Source organism: Hirschia sp., from assembly GCF_058892565.1.
This window is the reverse complement of record NZ_JBZXVU010000025.1, coordinates 1-21,151: the sequence shown is the minus strand read 5'-3', so window position 1 is coordinate 21,151 and position 21,151 is coordinate 1. Positions and strand designations below refer to the sequence as shown.

Genomic DNA, 21,151 nt, shown 5'->3' with positions numbered 1-21,151 from the left:
ATACGAACTTCTAGAATCGGAGACCCAATGCCTAAAGCAGATATGGAACTGGACCGTTGGCTGAAAGGCCTCACGCAGATCATAGGTGAAGTCCTTTGGAGGGATTGGGATCCAATGGATATCAATGAAGACCCAACATCAATTGATGTTTATGATCCTCTTGTTCCGGGTATTCTTAGATTGTTATTAAATGATGCAGAACCTTCGGAAGTCGCGGATCATTTGTGGAAACTTGAAGAAGAAGATTTAAAACTATCTGTTTCTCAAGCTGATACCGTTGATGCTGCCAATATGTTAGTGAACGAGACGCATATCTATATGGATGAACACCCTCAGCCTAACACCTACAAATAGACGTATCGGGGCATTTTTACCGTCCTGAGAATGGAGAAATTTATGCCCCGTATAATCACGACCTGTATATTTGCCTGTGTTCTCGTTGCTTGTGCTTCTCCCTCTACGGTGTACGCACCCATGAGTAAAAATGGCATCGGGTACCAAGATCAAAAAATTGAATCAAATCGGTTTAGCGTCGTGTTTACAGGCGCAAATGACGCTCCCTCACTAGCGGTAGAGAAGTTAGCGCTGAGAAGAGCAGCGGAAATTACTCTTGAGAATAATCATGATTGGTTTCGGCTGGTTTCCAAATCAACTTATCAAGTTGGTGGCAGAGAAAATAATGGCACACAAATTGGTGTGTCAGCTGGTGGCGGCTCCAGAGGCTTTAGCGGTGTAGGTGTTGGAATAGGTTTTGATCTCACGCCACCAAGCAAGTCATTTGAAAGCCGTTTGGAGATCATTACAGGAAACGAATTGTCTCCGACAGATTCTGAAGACCTAGTCTATGATGCCAGATCCATTCTTGAAAATTCAGTACAAGACATCGACGAATCAGGTCGTTAACTTTGAAAAGCTTAAACATATCACCAGAAGACCTTTATTCTCGAGCTGGTTTAGCACGAGCGATAACATGGGTTGAATCAAAAAGAGAAGATCATCAACAACAAGCACGTAACCTGCTAGCTGACGTTATGAATCGCACAGGTAAGGCACGTCGAATTGGTATTACAGGGGTGCCGGGGGTTGGAAAATCTACTTTCATTGATAATTTTGGATCCCACCTTACCAGCCTTGGACATAAAGTTGCAGTTCTGGCCGTAGACCCAACCTCAAGACGATCAGGAGGTTCCATTCTGGGTGATAAAACTCGAATGGATAAATTGTCAGTTGATCCGTCAGCCTTTATTCGCCCTTCGCCAGCGGGCGAAACTCTAGGGGGTGTCGCTCGCAAAACCCGAGAAACTCTATTGTTATGTGAAGCTGCTGGATATGACATAATCCTAGTAGAAACAGTGGGGGTTGGACAATCTGAAACGGTTGTAGCAGATATGGTCGATGTTTTTCTCGTCCTAATGTTGCCCAATGCAGGAGATGAACTTCAGGGTATAAAAAAAGGTGTATTAGAAGTCGCTGATATTATTGCTGTCAACAAATCTGATATTGATGAAAAAGCAGCGATAAGAGCAGCCCGACACTATAAAAATGCTTTGCACATAATGACACCAGCAGATCCTTCTTGGTTGCCGCCAGTGGCGACCATTTCGGGAGAAACTGGATCAGGACTGAAAGCGCTCTGGGAAACAATAGAAAATCATAAAATTGTAACTAAACGCTCTGGATCGCATGACAAAAAGCGATCTGAGCAACAATTAAGATGGATGAATTCTCTTATCAATGATGGTTTAATGCACGCATTCAAACAACATCCTGTCGTTAATGCAGAAATGTCATCGATAATACAGAAAGTCGCTGCTGGAGAAATGCCTGCCAGTCTCGCATCCGACACACTGTTGAAAACGTTTTTACAGTAAGCTGATCTTCTAACTATGGTCATTGCGCTTTGGCAGGCACTCAAACAAATCTATATATGTTTACCAGCTCTATATTTTCGCTGCCCATCAGTAGCCTCACCTCGCGCAAGCATTTTACACTGCTCGATCCAATTTTCTCGATCAATCCGGCCTTTAAAGGTCAAATAATTGTCGACCCATTCCACCTCACGGCGCGTCCACGCAGCAATTTGGTAAAAATGATAAATACCTAAATCATGTAGAATGCGCTCAATTTTAGGTCCGACACCTGCGATTTCACGCAAATCATCAACTTCACCTAATAATGGTTTCGTCAAATAAGCTGGTCTGCCGGTAGTTTGATCGCCTTCGACGAAGTATTCAGACGACTTAAAACTCGTTTGAAATGCTTCCGCAGTTAGCTTTGGAGCATCATTTTTACCTGTGCCTGTTCGTGATTTCGCTTTTCGCGAATTGCTTGATTCATTTTTGTAGGAAGCCGAAAATTCAGAGAAGTTTTTGTTTTGCTTCTCGGCATCAGACTCTTTCTGCGTAGATGAATCCTGTGAAAGCCTTTCAGACCGGTTCTGTTTGAGCTCAGATAATGCTTCAAGATTATCCAATTCATCTCCAGGTTTTTTATCGGTTTGCACGGATTTTACAAAGGATTGCGGCTCACTTGATGTATTGTCTTCTAGATATCCAATTCGCCCCATAAGATAGCTATTGCGCCATTTTAATCGCGCAGTATCGCTCTCATCTCCATACACATCTTCTACTTGTTTACTAGATGCATTGGATCGGACGGTTTCTAGTTCTGCATTCGAGTGAGATAGGTTCTCTTCAAGATACTTCACGCGACCGCCAAGAAAACGATTTCTCCATTCTAAGCGTTTTAGCTCCGCTTCTATTTCTTTCAAATATGCTTCTTCAAACTCGTTGGCTGGAGCGTCAGAAACCTGTATCTCGTCTGATTGAACAGGATTATCAACCTGCCTTTCTAACAATGCTTTGAGATACCTCTCTCTCCACCGAAGTTTTGCTAACTCTGTTAGGTCTTTAACATCAGACTTTACAACCGTCTTTTCAACGATTGTCTCAATCCTCTCCACTTTCGTATCGGAAACATCTTTTGATGGCTGAGAGTTTTTACTGCTATTTTCCAAGCGCGTTTCTAGATAGCTTGATCGCCAGCGCAACCGATCCATTCCCAAATCTGTAACCAATTCCCGAACTTTAGGCTGTTTCAATTTCTCTTCTGCTAGTTTTTCTTGAGCATAGCTAATTCTTTCCTCAAGATACATTTCACGCCATTTTGCACGATGCTTTAAAGCAAACCCTTCGGTTTCCTTTATCGGTATAGCAGCAGATGGCTTCTCGCTGCTCTCGCTCACTTGAGCAGCGCTGAGTATTTCGAGTTTTTCTTCTAAATACTGATTTCTCCAATCAACCCGCTCTTTTTTTGTACGTTCTTTTTCAAGAATGGGGTCAAAATGCTGCAGTGACTCATGAATTTTAGATTTCTCAAACGCAAGAGCTGCGTCAGCAGCTTCTTCCTCTAGAAAACGGATCCGTCCTTCTAGATATCGAGTTCTCCACCTTAATCGTTCAATATCTTCATCATTATGAATCTCAAGATTATTACTCACGACCTCAGACTCACCGTCCAATGATTCAATAAACGGTGAGATCGGATCAATGTTCTCCATATCGTTCGTAAGCATCGAACTGGAGTTGTCATCTTGTACAGCGTTTTTGTCTTCTTCTAAATACTGAACACGGCCTTCCAAATAACGGTTCCGCCATATTAAAGACTGGACTTCAACGAGTGATAATTCTTCACTATGCTTGGCGACCTTCTCATGTTCTTGAACGCTCAATCCAGATTTATATTCAGCGATTGCTTCACTCTCCTCAGAAGAACTTACACCATTAAGCAATGTATGGTTTGCAGATAAGTCTTTGTTGGCAAAAATTTCGCTACGCTTTAACCCCTCTGCGGAGGCAATAGATGTAGGCGCATCAGATACCGAATTTACATTAGACGTCAGACTTTCTTCCGCTAAAACATCGAGAGGAAGATCTTCAACATCCATCAACAAATCAGACACAGACGGGACAGGTTTTGCGTTGGCGTCTTCTAAATCTAGAACACTATTGGATGCAGTGATTTCTAAGTCTGACACTTTACTTTCAAGAAAACGTACACGGCTTTCAAGATATCGATTACGCCATTTTATTTCGCCATCTTTATCTGCAATATCCTGACTTCCTGAAAAAGCAGTCATACCTGTATAATTATGGCTAAAACTCTGTTTACCGGTTGCACCAACAAGCGAAAGCCTCGCTTTCAAACCAGCAACTTCTTCCTTCTCAGCTGAAAGCTGAGTCAATAAATCAGTATATCGCTCATCAGCGACCGACACATATGACTTTGCATTTGGCGGTATATGCCCAATGCCACCCGATACTTTCAGTTCTTCTGGTTCAACATAATTATTCGCATAAGCCTTCTCTAAGCTTTTGCGCAATCCTTCGGTTTCATGAGCACATTTACGACAATGCAGTGCCCAACCAATAAGTCCACCTGCAAGCGCACCTAGGAATATCCAACCCAATATTTGTGTAACTAGCCAGATCATTAAGGGTTTTCCTCACTTGTTACGATAAACTCGATACGGCGATTTCTAGCACGCCCCTCCGGAGTTTCATTATTTGCGGCGGGTTTATCTGATCCATAACCGATCGCAGATAAGCGATAATCTGGATAACCACGACCGATAAGGTAATCCGCAACTGCTTGGGCGCGTTTGTCACTCAATCTAACATTCGCTTCACGACCACCTACATTATCAGTATGGCCTTCAACACGGATAGCAACATTGTTACAACGCCTAGCTACAGCAATGAGTTTGTCCAAAGTGTCACCACTCTCTCTTGAGATGGTAGCTTGTCCGGTTTCAAAGTAAATTCTATTTGCGTCCATAATTAATGCAAATGCGTCCTGACAAACATCCGACAAATTATTTCCGTTCTGACGCAATTCCAAACCATTTAATTCATCTAATTCGCCAAGGTCAGCTTCAGCAACATCAACATCATATTGAACGCCTAATGCCTCCCCGATATTCCCCAAATCATCAGTTAAAAAGGAATAGACGCTATCGGATGAGTTGCCTTTTACAAAAATAGTGCCGTTCGAATAGGAAAGTATTCCGCTATTAAAGCGCGTAAACTGGGGGAGCGCTTTCAATATTGTTCGTACCCAACCATATTCTCCGCCAATTCCCATTTCATCTATTATTGGACCATCGAAATTTTCGCTAACCGCAGAAACAATCGCACGTTTAGATTCTAAGTCGGGAGCCAACCCTGATAAACGGATTTGATTGGCTGTCTTTTCTGCAAACCATAGGTAAGGGCCGGTTACACTGGATGTAGCGCTAAATGGAGAGGACAGATTTGATACAATAGATGAAATTTGATCAACTTTATCATTGCTGGACGCTGCACCGCTAATATCCATGTGAGAATTTGAAAGAACAACTTTACCCGGCTCCAGACCATCTAATTGGGCCAAGCCTAGTTTGACCATATCAATCCATTTTCGTTCATCATCGACACCAACACCCACACTTAATGTGTTTGATATGTTTTGCCATGATCGCTGCGAAGCACTATCAATGATTTCCTCAATGGCTTCTGTTGATGGCGCATGACCACTTAGCGTAAGTGCATTGTCTTCCACGGAAGCAGCCAAAACAAATGGACTTATAAGTTCACCTATCGTCGCATTATCGACAATGCGTGTCACTCCGCCCAAAATTAATCCACCTTGAGCGGTGCTCGATCTAACAACATTCAGAGCAGATGATTTTTCTTCCACAGACGGAGCAATTCCTGAAATGGACAGAACCTGTCCGCTCGCTGTAATCGTGGCCCATTCAATTCCATTGGTTTCTAAATTTAACTCTGCTGCTCTAAGTAATTTTTCTTCAAGTTTTTTGGGAGACTTATCACCAAAATTTAGGGCACCCAAAACAGCGAAGGTGAGAAGTGCTAAACCTACCCAGAGAAGAGGTTTACACCAGTCGCGTTTTTTCATGTCAGACCCTCCTCTTTTAGGATTGAAAATATAAAAATATGGCACTATCGGCAAATTTGTGTTCAACACACTTCTAAATTTACACGACCAAACTAGATGTTATCTTCTAACTCACCGAATTTTAGAAGGTTTTTCATCCTGAAGGAGAGTTAAATCGATGGCGCACGCGCCTTACGAGCATATTACAAGTACGTCCAACCCAACAATCAAGCTATTGAGAGGGTTAGATAGGAAAAAAGTCCGCAACGACACCGGTTTATTTCTTGCTGAAGGTGCCCGACTGATCGTAGATGCACTTAAATTTGGTTGGAAACCAAAATACGTGCTTGTCGGTTCGGAAACGGTTGATCGCCCAGACATCCAGCACGTTATTTCCCAATGTGCTGAAATTGGTGCTCGAACATTAACAACAAGCTCGAGAATTTTGTCTGCTGTTTCGCGCAAAGACAACCCTCAAACAATTATTGCAGCATTTGAGCAACAAACGACGACGCTCGAAGCACTAGAAACATCAGGAAAAAAACGTTTTATCGCGCTGTATGAGGCGCGCGACCCAGGAAATTTGGGCACGATCCTACGCACAGCAGATGCTGCAGGTATCGACGGTGTTATACTTGTGGAGCAATGTTGCGACCCTTTTTCCGTTGAATGTGTTAGAGCAACGATGGGTGCTTTGTTTAGTAACAATATTGTTCTTGCGAGCTTCACTGAATTTGATAATTGGCGCCGAAAAGCTCACATAAAAATGGCAGCAGCATCAGTGAACGGTACAATGCGCCATGACCAAGCTGAATATTCGAGCAAGTCCGTTATTCTGATGGGAAATGAACAATCGGGCATTCCTGAAGCAGCCGAGAACGCTTGCGATATTCTCATCAAAATACCTATGGCAGGAGCAGCGGATAGTTTGAACCTCGCGCAAGCGACTGCAATTATGACCTATGAAGTGTGGAAAGGATCTGGATATGACGGAGCCAACCAATAATAAAACAGCCCCTAATGGTAAATTCAAACTTCTTAGTGCTTCCGACTGGAAAGATTATAAACTTCTAGATTGTGGTCATGGCAGAAAACTCGAGAAATTTGGAAACTACACCTTTGATCGTCCCGATTCACAAGCGCTTTGGCCTCCGCAAAGATCTATAGACGAATGGGAAGCTGATGGCATTTTTCGCGGTGGAGACCATGAGGACAAAGGTGCATGGTCTTTCAAGGGAAAGCAACCACCTGAAAGTTGGCCAATGAATTGGAAAGGTCTTCAAATACAAGCACGTTGCGCTGCATTTAGACATATGGGGCTATTTCCAGAGCATTCCGTTCACTGGAATTGGGCCGTCGAAAAAATCCGCAATGCTAACCGTCCTACTCGTGTACTTAACTTGTTTGGATATACGGGTGTGGCATCATTGGCATGCGCTCAAGCCGGCGCAGAAGTCGTTCATCTTGACGCATCTCCAAAATCTATCGGCTACGGGAAAGAAAACCAAGAATTATCCGGTCTAAATGACAAAACAATCCGATGGATATGTGATGATGCTCTTAAATTTCTGAAACGCGAAGAACGTCGAGGCCGCACATATGACGGCATCATTCTAGACCCACCTAAATATGGACGTGGCCCTAAAAAGGAAGTTTGGCAACTAGATGAAGGCTTGGATGAATTGCTTGGCCTTATCCGATCGGTTTTAGCACCCGACCCGCTCTTCGTTATTCTTACAATTTATGCGGTGAGGCTTTCCTACATTGCCGTAGGTCAAGCTTTAGCATCACAATTGTCTGGTTTAGGAGGTGGACTTGAATGGGGAGAAATGTCGCTTCCAGAAGAAGGCAGGGGCTTTGACCTACCAACAGCTGTATATGCGCGTTGGTCTTCTGATCTTTAGAGTAACCTTATCTTAAAAGATAAGGCCTGCTAACTGGCTGACACGCTTTATTTGCTGCTGCGTCTCCTTCAGGTGGATCGGCTATCCATTTTCCTTCAGGACTACGACAGGCTTGCATAGTCTCCGTTCCCATATCGGTTTCATATGCAAGCTCTCGACATGTCACAGTCGCTGGTATTGGGTCTCGCATTGTTGGACCAGTTACACGATGATAAAAATCAACTGGATCACTATCAATAGCCGGCCTCAAATCTGCAGGTTCCATATACCCATAAGATCGACCATCAGCTCCCACCATATACCAATCGTCTGAATACATACCTCTAACGCGGCCCATTAACTGAAGTCTCACACCTGCTGGTACTGTATCAATACGAACATTGCTTGAAGAAGTCGGAGATGGGCGCAAAGCAGCTGATTTTGTCGTGATAAATTCACCCTGCTCTACTCGGAAACTTTCTGGTGTTTTACCCACTTCATCGGCTCTGGGAACTGAAACAAGCCTAAAGGATGATTTTGTTTTTCCCGGCCGCATAATAACTTTTTGGCCGGTGGAAGGTGCCTTCCAGTCAAGTTTGCGACCATCTGTTTCATCATCAAGAACTTGCTGAACTTTCTTTTCCAGCGCTTCACGGTCTTCAAGCGCGATTAAAGGCCCCATCCCCATCATCATAGTACTTATGACATAAGAACCTGCGGTTAGCCCGTGAATGGGTGCAATACCTCCAGCACCACCACGCCCCATCAAACGTCCATTTGGATCAGCCTGACAATAAAGGTCTACAGCGCGTGTCTCTAAAGATTGTATGGTATTCGTGTTCGTAACAAATTGCTGATTTGATGCCTGATCTACCGTTGCACAAGCTCCTAAACTAAGCACAGCAACGGACATATAATAATAGCGATAGGTCATTTACAAAGTTTTCCAGCAATCGTTTCGTGTTAAATTCCTTGTCATTCCAATTAACAGAATAGGAACTAAAACAACAAGCAATTTCAGAGCACTCAACTGCAACTAACGGGCCATACACCTCGCTGCAAATGAAATCTCTACCTGAAACAAGGCATTTCTAATTTACAAATAAAGCTTCTGGAAGAAATCCGACAACAGCTCCCGACATACAAGTTGCAAGCGTTCCAGCCAGTAATGTCTTCCATGCCAAACTTAGAAAAGTATCCCTGCGATCAGGTTCTACTATGGCAAGACCACCAATCAGAATGCCAATAGAACCAAAATTTGCAAATCCGCATATTGCATGAGCCGTAATGATTCTAGATCGTTCACTCAACTCAGCATCAGGTGTCTCACCTAGGTTTGCAAAAGCAATAAATTCAGTGAGGACAGTTTTGATGCCCATAAGAGAACCTGATTTTTGAGCTTCTTCCCACGGCACGCCGATCAACCACATTAGTGGTGAAAACACCCAACCTAAGACACGTTGAATCGAAAGCGCTTCGCCATTGGGCTGAATAGGTAATAAGCCTAAAAGGCTGTTTCCCAAATGCAATATAGCGAGTGCTGCTATCAACATCGTGGTGATGTTCATCACAATGGAAAGCCCATCTGTGGCTCCTCGCGAAAACGCGTCCATCGTTGATTGATACTTAAAATCCGGTTCATGAGCTCTATCGGTAGAAGATGTTTCTTCAGGAACAATCACAAGCGCAATGGCAACTGCTGCTGGTGCGGCCATAAAAGAAGCTGTCAATAATTGCGACAAAGGATTTGCAATTACACCTTCTAAAAAGCTGACATAAATAACTAGAACTGAACCTGCTATGGTAGCAAATCCTGTCGTCATGAGAATAAATATCTCAGACCTACTCATACCTTTCAAATAAGGCTTCACGAGTACAGGCGCTTCCGTCATTCCCATAAAAATATTAGCGGACACGGCAAGGCTCGTTGCACCACCCAACCCCATTGTCTTTGCAAAAACATACGCAAAAGCACGTGTAATTGCTCTCAATATTCCCCAATGCCAAAGCATAGCTGACAAGGATGCAACGACAATTAATAGGGGAAGTATCTGAAAGACAAAAATCGGTGCAACAAATCCTGTGTCAGATACAGGAAAAGACGTGTTGTCACCTAGATATCCATATACGAAAGATGTTCCGGCTTTGGTCGCATCTTGCAGTAGTTGAATGACAATATTGGGCTCACCACTATCTCCAAACGCACTGCTTTTTCCAAATAACTTTGGGAGACCAAAAAGTAATAGGGCAAATATAAATTGAAGCCCTATTGCACCTATCACCGTCTTTAATGGGAAGGCGCTACGCTTTTCCGATACAAGCCAAGCAATCGCGACAATTACAATCATCCCTATAAGGGCCCTTGCATTATCCCATCCCCAATCAACCATAGCCATCAATCCAAACACCACATCATTTCAAATACCTATATATTTCAATTGAGACCATTCAAGACTTAAGTGAACAAGCTGCAAATTTAGACCGCATCAACTTACCAGCAAAAAGCAAGATTTATTGCCAGTTATCTATATAGAACAACCGGTATAAGGCATTTACGGATAACCTCAGTTGTCGTTGATCCGATTATTAAACTACGAATATGAGAATGACCGTAAGCGCCCATGATAAGCATATCAAAATCTTGATCGGCACATACTTGCGAAATGACGGTTGCTGGTTGCCCTATCTTCATTTCAACCGAAACAGCAAAACCTGCATTTTCCAGTTTTTGCTTGGCCGCTTCTAATTTATCAGCCAATGCTGATTTTTCAGTATTTGTCACAGATATTAGGTGACAAGATAATCCAGCATACATCGCGTTTGTAGATACTGCATCTATTGCTTTTTCTGAGGAAATTCCTCCGTCATAAGCGATTAAAAGCTTTTGGGGTTCTTGGTATTTTCGAGACGCAACCATAACAGGCTTTTGTGCTGCGCGTACGACACGCTCTAGATTAGACCCCAAATGCATCTTAGCAAAATCAGCGGCTTCACCCCGTTTTCCGATAATGATTAGATCCGCATCTTTTTCGAAGGTAGTTACAGTTTCAACCAAGTCGCCATTGCGCAATTTTGATTCAACATTGTCCACCCCGAATGCAGCGACTCGCGTATCAGCATCTTCAAGAATAGCACGTCCCTTTTTTTGAGCAATTTTGGCGCGCTGCGCGTCAAGCTCCGCTAATTCTTCCATAATAGATGTCCGTGCACCTAATCCAATATTACCGGAAAGGTTTGACGTCGAACTAGAATGATTACGGTCGTCAAGTACATGTAGAAGATCAAGTTTGCCTTCAGAACGAAGGGTGGCCCATGCCGCGTAATCACACACACTTTGCGAGTATGCAGAACCGTCTATCAATGCGACTAACTTCATATGTTCCAGCCCTTCAACAACTATCGTAACATAAGGGCTTTAGACTTTGCCCTCTTCAATATTAGTGATCTAGCAGACGATCCATCGCACCCGGCTTGTCATGAATGGCAAGATTATCAACGATGGTTTCACTTGCCTTATTCAATCCCTTCAGTTCGACTTCTGCACCTTCTCGTCTAAATTTCAAGACAACAGCATCCACAGCAGCAACGCTTGAAATATCCCAAATGTGCGCGCCGCTGACATCTATTACGACTTTTTCTAGTGCTTCCTTAAAGTCAAACGACGCATTAAAGTCTTCGACAGAAGCAAAGAATAATTGCCCTTCAATCCGGTATAATCGCGTACGGCCATCTTCACTCAACTCTGATGATACGCGGAAGATTTGAGCGATTTTCCAAGCAAAGAACACGCCCGATAGCAACACCCCAACAAGTACACCGATGGCGAGGTTGTGAGTAGAAATCACAGTTAGCACTGTCGCCAGCATAACAATGCTCGAGCTCCTAGGGTGCGTCTTCAAGTTTTTAACAGACGACCATGAGAAAGTACCAATGGACACCATGATCATGATGGCTACCAATGCGGGCATTGGAATTTTACTTACCATATCCCCCAAAACGACACATAAAATTAGGAGAAAAACACCGGCGATAAATGTAGAAAGCCGACCACGTCCACCTGATTTTACATTGATCATTGACTGACCAATCATGGCGCATCCTGCCATCCCACCAATAAAACCAGTGCAGAAATTGGCTATCCCTTGACCAATACATTCTTGTTTTCGATCGCTTGTCGTATCGGTCAATTCATCAACAATATTCTGGGTCATCAAAGATTCTAACAACCCAACGGCAGCCACAGCGGCAGAATATGGGAATATGATCTGTAAAGTTTCCAGCGTAAATGGCACGTTGGGAATCAGAAAATTCGGCAAACTTGAGGGCAGCTCACCAAGGTCTCCAACCGTTCGCACATCCCAACCCAGCCATAAAGACAAAACCGTCAGCACAACAATGCATACTAGTGGTGATGGAATAGCCTTTGTTAATAACGGAAATAAATAGATGATTCCCAATCCAGCAGCGACCATTCCATATGTGATGTAAGGGATCTGACCACCAAATGTAGATGGATTTAGTTCAGGAACTTGCGCTAAAAAGATCAAAATGGCGAGTGCATTCACAAAACCAGTCATCACTGACTTAGATACAAAACGCATGAGATATCCAAGTTTGAGATACCCTGCTATCACTTGTAATATACCTGCAAGAATTGTTGCAGCTAACAAGTAATCTAGCCCAAATTCTTTGACCAGATTGATCATTAAAACCGCTGTTGCAGCAGTTGCTGCGGAAATCATACCGGGGCGCCCACCAAAGAACGCCGTTAACACTGCAATTGAAAATGATGCATATAGTCCGATTTTAGGGTCCACGCCTGCAATCAAAGAAAATGCAATAGCTTCTGGTATCAAAGCCAGCGCCACAACGAGTCCAGACAGCAAATCTCCACGGATATTGCCAAACCATTCTGATCTCATTCGATACATAAACTCTTGATTCACAGATATTCTCCATACGGGAAAGGGCGCGAAGACACTTTGTATCATGATTATGATTTCACGCTTGAAACCGCTGTCTGGCAGAGATTTACACGAATCTCTACCCCCTCTTTAAAAATTGAGTGAAACTTGGCAAATTCAGCACAAACTGAACTCAAACTAATCAGAACAACTCTATAATGCTTTTTTTACTCAGCATCAGGTGTTGGAATCGTGCTTGGGTTTTCCATTATTCGTCTTAGAAAGCCCGGTGTAACGGCTGAAAGTGGGTTTATGGAAACGCGCGCGCGCTCCAAAGCACCCCGAACAGAATAAGTTACAGCAAATACACCTTCTCCCTGTCTTGAAACAAAGAGATCACCGATAATTGGAATACCACCCAAAGCCGAGTTTACGCCAAATGACGGCACCACAACTCCATCTAGGTTCAGTTCCCCACTATCCAAATTTAACCATCCTCTCGTCGTCAGCCCCATTGCGGGCCCAGACGCCTTAACACCAGGAAGTTCAATTTGACCGTTGTTTATCCGGATAGGTGCTTCTACTTCAGTGAAAAATACACCGTCTCCATTGAGAACATCAGTAAGCCCTCTCAAACTTGCCAATGCAAATACTTGTGCGAGAATTGGAGCTCCCTTTAAACGAATATCCTTCATAAACATTTCGGCAGTCCCAAATTCTTTTCCAAAGACACCATTCATGTTCAGCGTTCCTCCAATGAGGTAATCTGTCTTGAACAGTGTTTTCAAAATATATCCGGCATCATCTGATCGAAGTTGAAATGCTATATCTCCACCATCACGTTCAAACGTTGCTTCAACACCTTTCCCTCGAGAAATAGTTCCAGAAACCAACCCCCGCTCCAATGTCTCTGGATTCATATCCAAAACGATTTTGGAATTTAGTAACTCTATGTTTTCCCTCAACTTTAATTTATCAACTGAGACATTGGCTAGAATGTTGACACCAGGACCAGGGCCTTCTTTGCCAAACTCAGATAAACCATCTATCCATCTGCTGGCATCAAGAAACGGACCTGACACATTGATCTGCACATCACCATTAGTTGCACGGTTGAGATCCCCACGCATATCAAGTCGATTCTCAGAATAAATACGTTCGATATTAGCCCGTTGTAATCCATTTTCATCGTCAAACGTCAGTTCACCAGCAAGTTCCAGTCCTTTAGCTTCAATGTCTCCTGTCAGGACTGCTTCTCCACTTGGCCCTTTACCATACCTAATTTCACCAGAAGCAGGTACATATAGAGGTTTCAGCCAGCCAATTTCTGCTAAATTAATTGCGGCCCCAGTTAAATCCACATGCATATCGATACTGTTGAAGTCTCGACCTTTCCCATATGCTTCCAACTCCAAATCAGCTTCACCCTGCATAATAGAGCGTGCCGCTAATCCTAATGAATTGAAAAGATCGGGGGTTATGACTGCGTTCGCAACCAAGCTGGTGTCAGCATCATCATTGAATAATTGTTTCCAAGTAAATTCAGCAGGAGCAGATCCGAAACGGCCAGCTCCTTTGATTTCCAGAGACTCGTTTACCAACTTCACAGTCAAATCAGTGTTAACTAAACCAAAACCGGAAACCAAATCTGGTATTTCCGTTTCTACAAACCCACCTGACGCGTCAAACACTATATCTTGAATGGTCGTCTTCTCACTCATTGGCCGTTTTATATTGACTTCGAGACCACCCTCTCCCCTCATTTGATCACAGGCTAAATCGTAACGAGAACATACATTTAACCTAGAACCTTCAAGTATCTCCATCAAAGCCTTCAGGTTTCCTCGACCTGTTGCAGAATATTCAGAAATCGCGCCAGCAGGATGGAACGCTGGTAGATCAACGCTCCCTTCATCAATAAGCCAATCTCCAAATTTCCCACTTTCAAGGTTGATTTTCATGCTATTTCCACGGAGCCTTCCCACACCTGAAGCTTCCGTTATGGGAGGTAAATCTTCCAAAAATTTCACTTCCGCATCTTCTACTCGAAAATCAAGCGTCAGCGCCTTGTCGGGTACAATCGGCTTAGAGTTTGTACCGGGAGGAAAATCCATGAAGAAATTAAGCTTGGTCGCACGACCATCCTTAATGTTTCTTTTTGCCCAATCACGCGCTCCTGAACCAAGTTTAACAGGCCAATATGAGATTATTTGTTGCGGCGATGCTTTTCCTTCACCCGTCGCCTTGACCTCAACACCTATTCGTTGACCAAACGACTTTTTGGTATCGCCCTCTTCTACAAGAAGCTCAGGTTCGAGATAAACGCGTCCAGATCCAGCACCTGAAAACCCAGGTACTGAGCCACTCATTCGGTCAATGACAACCGATAGAATACTGGTATCTAGTACACCATCCACTTCAAATGCATTTATATCCCATGATTGAGAGAACATAGGCTGAAAGTCCACCCAGACATTTTCAGCGACTATTTTGAAAGGAAACTTGTGGACTTCGCTACCGCTGAACAGACTAGAAAAATCTGCAACTCCGGAAAAACCACCTTCAACTTTTTGGGTGTTTAAATTCAACTGAGTAAGATTTACTTCTCTGGCTTTAATATCAAAGAGTGCCTCGAAACTCATTGAATTTAAAGAATAGGGGGATTGCTTATACAACACCACTCCATTTTCGCCAGCCGCAGACACTTGTGCCGTAAGTAGCCCATCTTTTTCGTTTGCAGTCGCACCAATATTGAAATCCACTACCCCCTCATAAATGAGGTCATAGTTTTCTTCGGTCAGAAAAGCAGCAAGTTTTGCTGGGTCAGCACCGACAACACCTAGTTCAACGGAAAAATTCTCTATTGCAGCATCTGAGAAAAAACGGAGTTGTACAGCATTTGGAGCATCAATGCCTTGCAGATCACCCGATACATCCAACATCAGACCATCTTCATCCGCTGACCAAATACCTTCCGCACCAACGGTTTTCCAGTTAAGCCCTGTGATACTATCTGTAAGCCTCAGGTTAAAATTGGAAAATTCAACGCTCTGAAAAGATTGGGTTTCAACGTGGTCTCTGAATTGAGGAATCCATCTTCTCCAATCCCAGATAATAGTTGCATCTTTAGTTGGTTGATTGTTTTCAGTTTCGGGAAAAACCTCCATCTCAGGTGGAACTATTTTCCAGTTTCCGTAAACATCCCGATGTAGAGCTGATGAACCGTTTTCGAGCCTAATTTTTACAATATTTATTTTGCCTTGAATTAAAGTTGCTGTGTCAAACCAAACAGCTCCCTTTTCAGCTTTTGCATGAACCTGATTATCAAAAGTATAAGTTGTAATACCTCCAATAGTCGCTTCAATCCGCTTTTTATCAGGCGACCATGCAAGTGCCAAAGTCTCAATATCTACCCGTTGACCACCACGCGCCTTCGTCAGTGCTGCTTCGACCTGAGGCCGAAACACATTCATATCCAAAGGTCCTTTCGTCAAACGCCAGGCTAGAAGCCCGCCAGCAACGAGAGTAAGAATTACAAGTAACGCTAGAAATTCAAGAAAGAGCATTCTTAGAGAAAATTTCATTTTAAACGCCACATTCTTTATGTCCGTACACTATACTCAAACCAGAACAACTGATCTTCTTAATCAAGGAAGACTCAACTTCAATCACTATACAGGTTATATTTCAATGAACGAAGAATTATCATCAGGTTTATCAGCTCCTGATTTTGAAATAAAAACAAACATTGGGCATGCTCTGAGCAAGGAAAGCTTTAAGGGATCAAATCTCGTGCTGTTTTTCTATCCCAAAGACAACACACCTGGATGCACAACAGAAGCATTAGAATTCTCACAAAAACTTGCTGAGTTTGAATCATTAAACACCAAAATTCTTGGAATTTCGAAGGATTCTCTAAAAAAACATGAAAACTTCATCACAAAACATAATCTAACTATTGAACTAGGATCAGATGAAGATGGCATTGTGTGCGAATCTTATGGCGTATGGAAAGAAAAGAAAAATTATGGAAAAACCTATATGGGCATTGAAAGGTCCACATTTTTAATTGACACAAATGGTGATATTGTAAACATATGGCGGAAGGTAAGAGTGAAAGATCATGTCGAGACAGTCTTACAATCCGTTCGGACAATAATATTGTAAATATCCACTTTTGCCACTTTCCGGCCCCAAACTTGCTTCATGCTGGATAGTTAACGCGCAACAAAGAAAAATTTAGCTATTTAAGCTAATTTAACAGTCTAATTGTATTTTATCGTTGTTATTTGCATAATTAGGCTTCGCTTGTTGCACTTTGTGAGTTATTCATAATATGTGTCTTTAAGAGCACGGTTTCGAATAAAAAGAAGCAGTAGAGCAGAGTACGATTACAAAATGGGCGAATTTTGATGGCGGATGAAGTTAAAGCTCAAGCCAGAGCACTTTTTGATCGGGTTTTTCCTGAACGTCAAATTTATCACCGTAGTGGTGGTTCAGTAAGATACGTATCCGTATCTCCCTTCCAGCAAGCGTTGTTTGCTGGTGGTGCGACCCTTGTGGCAGGTTGGTGCGTATTTGCATCTGTCAACACTCTCCTCCAAGGGCCGACGAATACTTTTCAAACGAACGCTGATGAACGCAAAATAGCTAAAATTGAACGCTGGCTCCAAGCTTCACAAGCACGCGAAGCAGCAGCCCTCTCTCTTCTGGAAGAAAAAACAATAGCATTTACGAATGCGACCTCTGAATTTGAACGCCGACACGCTACCTTAAAAACTCTGCTAGGTGCCCTAAAGGGACATGAAAGCAATGAAGGAGAGTTGGCTTTAAACGGTACTGACGGAAAAATTCTTCTAAATTCTACAATTGAAGAAGCGGATGCACGCACATCACGTCCATCAAAAGGTATCACAGCCAGCTTAGAAGTTGCCGGATTTAGAGCACAAATAGATAGTCTTCGGGCTGAACAAGCCGCCTTTCTTGATAATGCTGAAGACAGGGCCGTAGAACGCGCAGAGCGCATGCGCGGTGTGTTGAGGCTAACAGGTGTTGGCGTTGGTCGCGTTGTTGATCAGTCCAACACATTTGCTGGTGGCCCTCTTCACGAAGTCGAACCGACAAATTTTTCATCAGTAGATCTTCAGAGTGAAGGTGAAGATTTTTCGCTTCGTGTGAGAGAAGTAAAGACAAGATTGGCTGAAGCTCAGTTTTTCGAAGATCTAATTCTAGCAATGCCTTTAGGTGCACCGGTCGGTGTGTCTTTTCGTGAAACATCTGGTTACGGAAAAAGACGAGATCCATTTACGGGTCGTTTAGCTTGGCACTCTGGATTAGACATGGGCGCATTTAGAAATGCACCTGTAACAGCGACTGCTCCTGGTAAAGTTGTTTTCGCCGGAAGAAAAGCCGGATATGGGCGCGCAGTAGAGGTTGATCACGGGTTTGGTTTTATGACTCGTTACGGACATCTTGCCAGCATCAGTGTAAAAAAAGGTGATTCCGTCATACTTGGTCAAAAGGTTGGTGGTATGGGTACAACAGGTAGATCTACTGGAGTACACCTTCACTATGAAGTACACTTCCGTGGTAAAACGTATGATCCAATTAAATTTCTAAGGGCCGGAAAACATGTTCACCAAGGGTAAAACACCAGATAACACGACTCCAGTTGGCAATAAGCCGACAACACCGTCAGTTTCTGTGCCGGAGCAAGCCAAACGCGCTCCTTCATCCCCCAACAGAGCAGCACCTTCTATCATCAGTGCTGATGTTAAGATGAAGGGATCCATTGTATCGCAAGGCGAAGTTCAAGTTGATGGCAACATCGAAGGCGACATTCGCGCATCTTCCCTCACTATTGGTAATACAGGCGCTGTATCAGGCGAAGTTATCGCAGAAACAGTTATTGTGCGCGGTTCTGTTAAAGGACAAGTGCGCGGCAAAAAAGTTCAACTTTGCACAGGTGCGAAAGTAGAAGGCGACATCACTCACGCATCTCTGTCCATTGAGCCAAACGCAATCTTTGAAGGCCAAGTGCGCCACTCCCAAGATCCCCTCAATGATGCTCCACGTCCAGCAGCAGCTGCACCGGAATCGCCCAAAGTATAAATTTTTTAAATTGGTTCAAAATTTAAAAGGTGCGCGATCTTAGATTGTGCACCTTTTTTTGTGACATCCATATTATGTCGATCGAACCAAAATCCACTATAATTGGGAAACATTACTCATTCTTGTTTGCCACTCATACTGAGTGGCAAATTTTGAATAGGCAGCAATTTTCAGGTAAAAGACACTTATTTAACAACGTGATGGTGCCCGAGGGCGGAATCGAACCACCGACACGAGGATTTTCAATCCTCTGCTCTACCCCTGAGCTACTCGGGCACGAACACCAACAACGTTGTTGAAGCGCGATGTATAATCAAGTGATTATCGTATGTCTACGGTAAATTTCAATTATCTTTCATCATCCTGTGAAGAAGTGAAAGAAGGTGCGTTTTCCTCCACATCCAATCCGCTCCCAGGGATGACATAACTACCCTGCATCCAATGATGCAGGTCCACATCAGCACACCGTTTCGAACAAAATGGCTCAAAGCCTTTAGTGTCAAAACTTCTTTCACAGTTAGTACAAATTTTCTGACTCATTTCTGCGGCCCTATCTTAAATTCACTCTTTTCGAGTGTCGCATCCTCTACAATTTCGAATCTCTTCCCGACACGCTCCACCAAACGCTTTGACCATTCGATAGAAGAGGCTTGCAGCCACCTATGAATAGGCTGAGATACGTTACAAAGGAAAAACGCCCCACGGCTCACAGTGGCTTGGCGTTCCAACTCTCGAAGAAACCTCAAAGAATACCACTCCCCATTGTCTAAGCTTGCTACAATGTGAGGTATAGGAGAGAATGTATGAGCTATATTCACCTCCAAAATGCCAAATTGAGAAAGCCGTGCCAGCTGACTTTTACGTCCTAAGTATTTTGAAAGCGCCCCCTCAAAAGCGGACGGAACTTGAATCGCATGCTCTTTGGTAGTCATTTTTAAAAAATCAATGACAACCAAACCCGCTAGAGATGATAGGGATAACTTATTTGCTATAGCGTCAGCTGCCAGCAAATTTGTCTCGACGGCAAATTGAGACCTATTACCTTTATTAATCCTATTTCCTGCATCAACATCAACGGAAATTAGAGCACGTGTTGGCTCTACATAAATGCATCCGCCACCAATTAGGTTACATTTAGTCTGTAAAGCTTCATCTATAGCTTCAAGTGCTATGTCAGCTGCTTCCTCACCCTCAATGAGCCCAGCTACATCCACGCCGATATAAAAAGGGTCTTCAGCAGCCTCAATTAGAAATCCGACGTCAGAAGATTGAAGTTTTATGTTGCTTGCGCGGTTATCAAGAACAGAAACTGCACTTTTTTCAAATCTCGCTTCAGATTTTATTTTTACATCTACAAGCGCTCCATTGGGGGGTGCAGTTTTATTGATTTGCAGGAAGGTCGGTTGTTTTAAACCAATATCAACAAGGCATCCGCGCGCGCCAGGTTCTTTATTTAGCACACGCCCACGCCAAATCTGCCCGAGCTCTGCGCGTTTATTGCGTGTGCTCCAAGGGTCTAAATGAAGCCGTACAAGCCTACCTTGCATATCGGCCAGCACGCGTACCCGTAGGCCTATATGGTCACATACATATTCGCTAACTTTAAGCTTATCAGGCCCCGGCATAATAACACACCTATTTTGCGTGCTTAGTTATATATCCCATACCCTCTAGCATAGAATTGGTTTCATATAGCGGCAACCCAACAATTGATGAGTAAGAACCTGATACGTTGATTACAAACGCAGCAGCAAGGCCCTGAATAGCATAGCCACCAGCTTTACCCTGCCATTCTAGGCTCTCTATATATCGGCTTTGCTCTGTTTGCGATAACCGTTTAAAGCTAACCCTCGTTTCAATCACTTTGGTAGACTGTTTCCCATCAGGTGATGCGAGACTCAAACCGGTAAACACACGGTGAGTACGCCCTGAAAGCAATTTAAGACAAGCCTTAGCTTCTTCCAAATTTTCGGTTTTGGGTAGTATTCTGCGTCCCACAGATACGACAGTATCAGCGGCCAATACAAAAGCTGGCTCCTTTAGCATTCCCAAAACTTCCCTGCATTTTTCATGTGCAAGTCGTTTTGCTAATGGACGCGGTAATTCACCTTCCAATGGAGTTTCATCCAAATCAGCAGGTTGAATAATATCTGGATGAATACAAATCTGATTTAATAAGTCACGACGCCGCGGACTTGCACTCGCGAGCACAAGCCTTTGCGGCAGGTTAGACGTCTGAATATCAGGCGTATTGTCCGTCACAGAATGTTATTTAAAACGGTAAGTGATACGACCTTTAGTCAGGTCATATGGTGTCAT

18 protein-coding genes and 1 tRNA gene are annotated in these 21,151 nt (G+C 43.4%); 8 read left to right on the top strand and 11 right to left on the bottom strand.

Features of this window, described 5'->3' with window-relative positions; genetic code table 11:
- Positions 1-27 precede the first annotated feature (27 nt).
- The 3 genes from AC5EF3_RS10420 to meaB are packed head-to-tail and all read left to right on the top strand — an operon-like array spanning position 28 to position 1,871.
- Positions 28-354 (top strand): hypothetical protein, encoded by a 327-nt coding sequence (locus AC5EF3_RS10420; RefSeq protein ID WP_015827586.1) that lies wholly within the window; start codon positions 28-30, stop codon positions 352-354.
- 30 nt (positions 355-384) lie between these two features.
- Positions 385-903: a CC0125/CC1285 family lipoprotein gene (locus tag AC5EF3_RS10415; protein WP_149037389.1), complete on the top strand. Its 519-nt coding sequence runs from the start codon at positions 385-387 to the stop codon at positions 901-903.
- Between the two features lie 2 nt (positions 904-905).
- The gene (gene meaB, locus AC5EF3_RS10410) at positions 906-1,871 is read left to right on the top strand and encodes a methylmalonyl Co-A mutase-associated GTPase MeaB (RefSeq protein WP_493548009.1); all 966 of its coding nucleotides are present in this window, start codon (positions 906-908) and stop codon (positions 1,869-1,871) included.
- 50 nt (positions 1,872-1,921) lie between these two features.
- Here the strand turns inward: meaB and AC5EF3_RS10405 are convergent, their stop codons facing one another.
- Positions 1,922-4,492 (bottom strand): helix-hairpin-helix domain-containing protein, encoded by a 2,571-nt coding sequence (locus AC5EF3_RS10405; protein ID WP_493548008.1) that lies wholly within the window; start codon positions 4,490-4,492, stop codon positions 1,922-1,924.
- On the bottom strand, positions 4,492-5,955 hold the full coding sequence (locus tag AC5EF3_RS10400; RefSeq protein WP_493548007.1) for an OmpA family protein: 1,464 nt from the start codon (positions 5,953-5,955) through the stop codon (positions 4,492-4,494). Before AC5EF3_RS10400 ends, AC5EF3_RS10405 begins: the two co-directional genes overlap by 1 nt.
- 157 nt (positions 5,956-6,112) lie before the next feature.
- On the opposite strand from AC5EF3_RS10400, the gene AC5EF3_RS10395 reads away from it, so the two are divergent.
- Together AC5EF3_RS10395 and AC5EF3_RS10390 are read left to right on the top strand one after the other, a co-directional pair.
- Entirely contained in the window at positions 6,113-6,940 is an 828-nt protein-coding gene (locus tag AC5EF3_RS10395; RefSeq protein WP_493548006.1) for a TrmH family RNA methyltransferase, read from the top strand.
- Positions 6,921-7,838, top strand: coding sequence for a class I SAM-dependent methyltransferase (locus AC5EF3_RS10390; RefSeq protein ID WP_493548005.1), 918 nt, complete (start codon positions 6,921-6,923; stop codon positions 7,836-7,838). The genes AC5EF3_RS10395 and AC5EF3_RS10390 overlap by 20 nt, the downstream gene beginning before the upstream one ends.
- Positions 7,839-7,845: 7 nt before the next feature.
- Here the strand turns inward: AC5EF3_RS10390 and AC5EF3_RS10385 are convergent, their stop codons facing one another.
- The 5 genes from AC5EF3_RS10385 to AC5EF3_RS10365 form a co-directional block, all read right to left on the bottom strand.
- Positions 7,846-8,751: a hypothetical protein gene (locus AC5EF3_RS10385; RefSeq protein WP_015827593.1), complete on the bottom strand. Its 906-nt coding sequence runs from the start codon at positions 8,749-8,751 to the stop codon at positions 7,846-7,848.
- Between the two features lie 157 nt (positions 8,752-8,908).
- Positions 8,909-10,213 carry a NupC/NupG family nucleoside CNT transporter gene (locus AC5EF3_RS10380; RefSeq protein WP_233356657.1) on the bottom strand — a complete coding sequence of 435 codons (1,305 nt, stop codon included), beginning with the start codon at positions 10,211-10,213 and terminating at the stop codon, positions 8,909-8,911.
- Positions 10,214-10,338: 125 nt separating this feature from the next.
- Complete coding sequence (locus AC5EF3_RS10375) at positions 10,339-11,193, bottom strand: universal stress protein (protein ID WP_493548004.1); 855 nt, start codon at positions 11,191-11,193, stop codon at positions 10,339-10,341.
- 61 nt (positions 11,194-11,254) lie between these two features.
- Positions 11,255-12,748, bottom strand: a complete 1,494-nt coding sequence (locus tag AC5EF3_RS10370; RefSeq protein ID WP_493548020.1) for a SulP family inorganic anion transporter — start codon at positions 12,746-12,748, stop codon at positions 11,255-11,257.
- Between the two features lie 200 nt (positions 12,749-12,948).
- On the bottom strand, positions 12,949-16,305 hold the full coding sequence (locus AC5EF3_RS10365) for a YhdP family protein (protein ID WP_493548003.1): 3,357 nt from the start codon (positions 16,303-16,305) through the stop codon (positions 12,949-12,951).
- Between the two features lie 106 nt (positions 16,306-16,411).
- Between AC5EF3_RS10365 and bcp the strand changes: the two genes are divergently transcribed.
- The 3 genes from bcp to AC5EF3_RS10350 all read left to right on the top strand — a co-directional run bounded on the left by bcp (position 16,412) and on the right by AC5EF3_RS10350 (position 18,832).
- Positions 16,412-16,888, top strand: coding sequence for a thioredoxin-dependent thiol peroxidase (gene bcp, locus AC5EF3_RS10360; protein WP_493548002.1), 477 nt, complete (start codon positions 16,412-16,414; stop codon positions 16,886-16,888).
- A gap of 245 nt (positions 16,889-17,133) precedes the next feature.
- On the top strand, positions 17,134-18,369 hold the full coding sequence (locus AC5EF3_RS10355) for a peptidoglycan DD-metalloendopeptidase family protein (RefSeq protein WP_493548001.1): 1,236 nt from the start codon (positions 17,134-17,136) through the stop codon (positions 18,367-18,369).
- Complete coding sequence (locus AC5EF3_RS10350) at positions 18,353-18,832, top strand: bactofilin family protein (RefSeq protein WP_493548000.1); 480 nt, start codon at positions 18,353-18,355, stop codon at positions 18,830-18,832. The genes AC5EF3_RS10355 and AC5EF3_RS10350 overlap by 17 nt, the downstream gene beginning before the upstream one ends.
- Positions 18,833-19,033: 201 nt before the next feature.
- Here AC5EF3_RS10350 and AC5EF3_RS10345 read toward each other — a convergent pair.
- From AC5EF3_RS10345 to AC5EF3_RS10330, 4 genes are all read right to left on the bottom strand, one after another.
- Positions 19,034-19,108: transfer RNA gene (locus AC5EF3_RS10345), tRNA-Phe, on the bottom strand.
- 72 nt (positions 19,109-19,180) lie between these two features.
- Positions 19,181-19,372, bottom strand: a complete 192-nt coding sequence (locus AC5EF3_RS10340; RefSeq protein WP_015827601.1) for a DNA gyrase inhibitor YacG — start codon at positions 19,370-19,372, stop codon at positions 19,181-19,183.
- Positions 19,369-20,457, bottom strand: a complete 1,089-nt coding sequence (locus tag AC5EF3_RS10335) for a ribonuclease E/G (protein ID WP_493547999.1) — start codon at positions 20,455-20,457, stop codon at positions 19,369-19,371. The genes AC5EF3_RS10340 and AC5EF3_RS10335 overlap by 4 nt, the downstream gene beginning before the upstream one ends.
- Positions 20,458-20,467: 10 nt before the next feature.
- A complete protein-coding gene (locus AC5EF3_RS10330; RefSeq protein ID WP_493547998.1) occupies positions 20,468-21,094 on the bottom strand; it encodes a Maf family nucleotide pyrophosphatase in 627 nt (208 codons plus the stop codon).
- Positions 21,095-21,151: the final 57 nt, after the last annotated feature.